Source organism: Methylobacterium goesingense (assembly GCF_022179225.1).
GTDB classification, from domain to species: Bacteria; Pseudomonadota; Alphaproteobacteria; order Rhizobiales; family Beijerinckiaceae; genus Methylobacterium; species Methylobacterium goesingense.
Map to the genome: position 1 here is coordinate 1 of NZ_BPQL01000249.1, position 5,934 is coordinate 5,934.

The following is a 5,934-nucleotide window of genomic DNA, read 5'->3' on the forward strand; positions in this document are numbered from 1 at the left end:
GACCCGCTCGGGCAAGATCATGCGCAGAATCCTGCGCAAGATCGCCGAGGACGAGTTCTCGTCGCTGGGCGACACCTCGACCCTTGCCGAACCGGCGGTGGTCGATGACCTCATCGAGAATCGGCAGAACCGGACGCACTGAACGACGTCGGGTTTCTCGAACGCGCGGCCTCCCTCGGGCAGGCCGCGCGCCATCATGCCAGCATCCAAGCTTCATCATAACGGGACGCCGGTCCGCCAAGAGGCGGCTCCCCGGGAGGGTCATGTCATGTCTGATATCGAGACTGCGCGCGTCGCGCAGAACCCGTGCTTCAAGGAGCTCGTCCACGAGCGCACGCGGTTCGGCTGGACGCTCACCGTCATCATGCTGGTGATCTATTTCGGCTTCATCGGCCTCATTGCCTTCGACAAGGCGTTGCTCGCCGTGAAGATCGGCGGCGGCACCGCGTCCCTCGGCCTCGTCCTCGGCGTCGCGGTGATCGTGCTCGCCTTCATCCTCACGGGCATCTACGTCCAGCGCGCCAACGGCCGGTTCGACGAGCTGACCGCCGCTCTCAAGCGGGACGTTGGCCGATGAACCAGCTCAAGCACCCCCTCATCCTCGGCGGCGCGCTCGCTGTCGTCGCCGTCACGGCGGCCTTCGCCGCCGGTCCCGATCTCGGCGCCGTCAAGCAGTCGGCGACGAACTGGCCGGCCATCGGCATGTTCGCGTTCTTCGTGCTGTTCACCCTCGGCATCACCTATAAGGCCGCCAAGGGCACCAAGTCGGCTGCCGACTTCTACGCCGCCGGCGGCGGCATCTCGGCCGGCACCAACTCCCTCGCGATCGCGGGCGACTACATGTCCGCCGCTTCGTTTCTGGGCATCTCGGGCCTTGTCTACACCTCGGGCTTCGACGGGCTGATCTACTCAACCGGCTTCCTCGTCGGCTGGCCGATCGTGCTGTTCCTCATCGCCGAGCGCCTGCGCAACCTCGGCAAGTTCACCTTCGCCGACGTGGCGAGCTTCCGCCTCGACCAGACCTCGATCCGCATCATCTCGGCGACCGGCACCCTGGTGGTGGTGGCGTTCTACCTGATCGCCCAGATGGTCGGCGCGGGGAAGCTGATCCAGCTCCTGTTCGGCCTGCCCTACCTCTACGCCGTCATCATCGTCGGCGTGCTGATGATCGTCTACGTCGCCTTCGGCGGTATGAAGGCGACCACCTGGGTGCAGGTGATCAAGGCCTGCCTGCTGCTCGGCGGCGCCACCTTCATGGCCGGCGCGGTCCTCTACAAATACGGCTTCAACCCCGAGACCCTGTTCGCCGCCGCCGTCGCCACCCACCCCAAAGGTGATGCGATCATGGCGCCGGGCGGCCTCGTGTCGAACCCGATCGAGGCGATCTCGCTCGGCGTCGGCCTGATGTTCGGCACCGCCGGCCTTCCGCACATCCTGATGCGCTTCTTCACGGTGTCGGACGCGCAAGCCGCCCGCAAGTCGGTGTTCTACGCCACCGGCCTGATCGGCTACTTCTACATCCTCACCTTCATCATCGGCTTTGGCGGAATCAGTCTTCTGATGTCCGACCCGGCCTACTTCAACCTCGACGCGGCGGGCGCCTTCGACAAGCTGAAGGGCATGATCGGCGGCACCAACATGGTGGCGGTGAACCTCGCCAACGCGGTGGGTGGCCCGTACTTCCTCGGCTTCATCTCGGCGGTGGCCTTCGCGACCATCCTGGCCGTGGTCGCCGGCCTGACGCTCGCCGGCGCCTCTGCGGTCAGCCACGACCTCTACGCTCAGGTGATCGCCCGCGGGCGCGTCAACGAGGGCGCCGAGGTGCGGCTCTCCAAGATCGCCGCCGTCGTCATCGGCATCGTGGCGATCTATCTCGGCTACGTCTTCGAGAACCAGAACGTCGCCTTCATGGTCGGCCTCGCCTTCTCGGTGGCGGCGAGCTGCAACTTCCCGGTCCTGACCATGTCGATCCTCTGGAAGGGCACCACGACCTGGGGCGCTCTCATCGGTGGCCTCGTCGGCCTCATCGCGGCGGTCGGCATGGTGGTGCTGTCGAAAGCGGTCTGGGTGACGACCTTCGGAAATCCGGTGGCGATCTTCCCCTACGACAACCCGGCTCTGTTCTCGATGCCGCTGGCCTTCCTGACGATCTTCCTCGTCTCGAAGCTCGACAACACCCGCAGAGCGCAACGCGAGCGCGCATTGTTCGACGCGCAGTTCGTCCGCTCGGAGACCGGCATCGGCGCCGAGGGAGCGCACGCTCACTAAGTCGAAGACACCGGATTCGTTCGGACGGGAAGGGCGCGGCGCGAGCCGCGCCCTTCTTCGTTTTCGCTCGCGAAATAATCCCCGGGCGGACAAAAAATATAGTTGGCCGATGGGTCAAAAATATCTGAATTCGGTAGTGCGGCCACGCTTTTCGCTATTGGGCAAGCAGAAGGCCTCGCTTAGCATCCCGGCACGCGCGCCCCGCACAGGTCGACGGATGAGAATTCGCGCCGTCCACTCGACCCGTTCTTGCGCGCTGGTCCAACACGCCACAGGCGATTGAACGCCCGGGCTGAAGTATTCCTGGAGAAACGTCTCATGGTTGCGTCGAGCGCAATGCCCGTCAGCGATTCGGCCACACGGCCGATGAGCGCCGGCGAGAAGAAGGTCATTCTCGCCTCGTCCCTCGGTACCGTCTTCGAATGGTACGACTTTTACCTCTACGGGTCGCTCGCGGCGATCATCGGCGCGCAGTTCTTCTCGGCCTATCCGGAAGCCACGCGCAACGTGTTCGCTCTGCTGGCCTTTGCCGCCGGCTTCCTCGTCCGCCCCTTCGGTGCTCTGGTCTTCGGCCGCCTCGGCGACCTCGTCGGCCGCAAGTACACCTTCCTCGTCACCATCCTGATCATGGGCATCTCGACCTTCGTCGTCGGCCTGCTGCCCTCCTACGCAACCATGAACGAGTACGGCGTCGGCTGGGTCGCCCCGGTGGCGCTCCTGGCGCTGCGCATGCTCCAGGGCTTGGCGCTCGGCGGTGAGTACGGCGGCGCGGCGGTCTACGTGGCCGAGCACGCGCCCCGTGGGCGGCGCGGCTTCTACACCGCCTTCATTCAGACCACCGCGACCCTGGGCCTGCTGCTGTCGCTGATGGTGATCCTGTTCACCCAGATCTACGTGAACGCGAACTACGCCCCCGTCGCCACGACGCTCGCCGACGGCACCGCCGGCACCATCACCCCGTTCGCCGCCTGGGGCTGGCGCATTCCGTTCCTGGTCTCGATCGTGCTCCTCGGCGTCTCGGTCTGGATCCGCCTGCAGATGCAGGAGAGCCCCGCCTTCAAGAAGATGAAGGAAGAGGGCACCGGCTCGAAGGCCCCGCTCTCCGAGGCCTTCGGCCAGTGGCGCAACGCCAAGTGGGCTCTCCTCGCCCTGCTCGGCCTCACCGCCGGCCAGGCCGTGGTCTGGTACACCGGCCAGTTCTACGCTCTGTTCTTCCTGCAGACGATCCTGAAGGTCGACCAGTTCACCGCCAACGTGCTCATCGCCTGGTCGCTCATCCTCGGCACCGGCGGGTTCCTGTTCTTCGGCGCTCTCTCCGACAAGATCGGCCGCAAGCCGATCATCCTCGGCGGTTGCGTGATCGCGGCGCTGACGTTCTTCCCGCTGTTCAAGGCGCTGACGGCGGCGGCCAACCCGGCCCTGCATGCGGCCCAGCAGAACACGCAGGTGGTGGTCAAGGCCGACCCGGCGGATTGCTCGTTCCAGTTCAATCCGGTCGGCACCGCCAAGTTCACCAACTCGTGCGATATTGCCAAGGCGCTGCTCGCCCGGTCCGCCGTGAACTACACCACCGAGCCGGTGGCCGCCGGCACCAAGGCCACCGTGACGGTCGCCGGCAAGGAGTTCGCCGCCTCCGATCCGGCCTTCGCCAAGGATGTGGGTGCCGCACTCACCGCCGCTGGCTACCCGGCCGCCAACAACCCGAGCATCGTCAAGATCGTCATCGACCCGAAGGATGGCTTGACCAACTTCGCCAAGATGATCGACATCTTCTCGGTACAGAAGCTGACCATCATCGGCATCCTGACCATCCTCGTCCTCTACGTGACGATGGTGTACGGCCCGATCGCGGCGGCCCTGGTCGAGTTGTTCCCGACACGCATCCGCTACACTTCGATGTCGCTGCCCTACCACATCGGCAACGGCTGGTTCGGCGGTCTCCTGCCGGCCACCGCCTTCGCCATGGTGGCCCAGACCGGCGATATCTACTTCGGCCTCTGGTACCCCATCGTCATCGCGGTCGCGACCGCCATCATCGGGGCCCTGTTCATCCCCGAGACCAAGGATCGCGACATCTTCACCTACGACGAGGCGCCGGGCCGCTGAGCGCGGACGGCACCCTGCCGGAGGGCCCCGCCGCGAGGCGGGGCCCTTCTTCGTTTCACTGGGCGCCGTTGTTCGGGGGCTGGGTCTGGAAGTCCTCCAGGAGCAGCGCGTGGTCGGCGATGCTCTGGCGCGCATAGGCCATCGCGAAGTCCGCGATCGCCTCGTCGAAGGCCGAACCCTTGCCGAGGTAGCCGGCAATCATCGCCGCGTCGCCGGAGCGAGCGTGCGCCCGGGCAAGCGTTGTACCGCAGAGACGGGCATAGGCCTTGGCCCCGCTCTCGGCGAGGATCTCGGCGACGGCCGAAAGTTTCCGGTTCTTGAGCTGGCGCACGTAGTAGGAGCGCCCGCTCTTGTCCGAGAACGAGGTCCCGAGGAACGGGTCGCTCGCCGCCTGCATGACCCGCTGGCCGTCGATCACACGCTGGCCTTCTGAAATGATGGAGAACGGGCATAGGGCGTGCTGGCCGATCACCGATGGTCGCGCCTCCTTGATCTGCAGGAAGAGCGGCGCGCCGTCGGCATCCGCGTAGACCGCAGCGGCGCAGACGAGGCCAACCGAGCCGATGCCCACCACCTTGAAGGCGACGTCGCGCTGCGCATAGCGCGACACCAGGGTCCAGCGATCGGCGCTGAGGCTGTGCGGATAAGCGAGGAGCGCGGCGGCCGCGTCCTCAACGGCCTGCGTGAGGCCGTCCTCCCCCTCGTGGAAGATCACCCGATCCTTGTCGGCGATGCACCAGGCGGCGGGCGCGGCCTCGTCGGGCGCGATCGCGAGCTTGGGCGCATCCCCCCGGCTCAGGCCGTCCGCGTTCTCCGTCTCGGCTTCCGCGAGAAGCCGCCGGCAGAGATCGCCGTCGCCGAAGCGGCCCACCTCGTGTTCGAGGTCGATGCGGCTGTGCCAGATCGCCAACGGCGACAGGTTGGAGAGGTCGCGCATGTGCTCGCGATAGGCGCGGGCGAGGGCCTTGGCGGCACGGCGCGCCTTCTCCTCGCCGTGTGGAAGGGACGCCAGGGCGACGCTGGCAGCCAGTCGCTTCACGTCGACGGTGAAATCCACGTTCCACAGGGTTTCGTCGAAGTCGTTGATGTCGAAGAGGGTCTGTCCCTCTGGGCTGCGGTAGACGCCGAAATTGCCGATGTGGCAGTCGCCGCAGGCCTGGACCGGGATGCCCGGGACGGGAACGCCCTCGAGGTCGGCCGCCATGATGGCCGCCGCCCCGCGCAGGAACGCGAAGGGGTTCTCGCGCATCCGCTCATAGCGCAGCGGGATCAGCGGCAGGAGCCGGCCCTGATCGCCCGCGCGCAGGATCGCGAGCGGATCGCGGGCCGGATCCGGCTGCCACTGGCCGTGCGATTCGCGCGAGACCCGCTCGCGCAGGCGCTTGCCGGCCGCGCGTCGCTCTTCGCGGGTGTTCGGAATGTTCGTGTCGGTCATGGAGTGGCAGCCTTGTCGATGCGGCGAGCGCTCGCGCGCGTCCGCGTTCCGGCGGGGAATCAGTGCCGGAAATGGCGGTGTCCGGTGAACACCATGGCGAGGCCGGCCGCGTCGGCGGCCTCGAT

The 5,934-nt window shown here is 66.7% G+C and carries 4 protein-coding genes; 3 read left to right on the forward strand and 1 reads right to left on the reverse strand.

Translation table 11 applies throughout. From position 1 onward, the window contains the following. The first annotated feature begins 268 nt into the window (after window positions 1-268). The 3 genes from MFF30_RS25665 to MFF30_RS25675 all read left to right on the forward strand — a co-directional run bounded on the left by MFF30_RS25665 (window position 269) and on the right by MFF30_RS25675 (window position 4,374). The gene (locus MFF30_RS25665; protein WP_238283084.1) at window positions 269-577 is read left to right on the forward strand and encodes a DUF485 domain-containing protein; all 309 of its coding nucleotides are present in this window, start codon (window positions 269-271) and stop codon (window positions 575-577) included. Beyond that, window positions 574-2,268, forward strand: a complete 1,695-nt coding sequence (locus MFF30_RS25670; RefSeq protein ID WP_238283088.1) for a cation acetate symporter — start codon at window positions 574-576, stop codon at window positions 2,266-2,268. Before MFF30_RS25665 ends, MFF30_RS25670 begins: the two co-directional genes overlap by 4 nt. Window positions 2,269-2,634: 366 nt before the next feature. Next, window positions 2,635-4,374 (forward strand): MFS transporter, encoded by a 1,740-nt coding sequence (locus tag MFF30_RS25675; protein ID WP_373321015.1) that lies wholly within the window; start codon window positions 2,635-2,637, stop codon window positions 4,372-4,374. 55 nt (window positions 4,375-4,429) lie between these two features. On the opposite strand, the gene MFF30_RS25680 is transcribed toward MFF30_RS25675, so the two are convergent. Further along, complete coding sequence (locus MFF30_RS25680; RefSeq protein WP_238283106.1) at window positions 4,430-5,809, reverse strand: DUF2252 domain-containing protein; 1,380 nt, start codon at window positions 5,807-5,809, stop codon at window positions 4,430-4,432. Window positions 5,810-5,934: the final 125 nt, after the last annotated feature.

Bases quoted from the DNA above. Each gene is read 5' to 3' on its own strand.
- MFF30_RS25675 (WP_373321015.1), top strand. From the start codon at position 2,635: ATGAGCGCCGGCGAGAAGAAGGTCATTCTCGCCTCGTCCCTCGGTACC.
- MFF30_RS25680 (WP_238283106.1), bottom strand. From the start codon at position 5,809: ATGACCGACACGAACATTCCGAACACCCGCGAAGAGCGACGCGCGGCC.
- MFF30_RS25665 (WP_238283084.1), top strand. From the start codon at position 269: ATGTCTGATATCGAGACTGCGCGCGTCGCGCAGAACCCGTGCTTCAAG.
- MFF30_RS25670 (WP_238283088.1), top strand. From the start codon at position 574: ATGAACCAGCTCAAGCACCCCCTCATCCTCGGCGGCGCGCTCGCTGTC.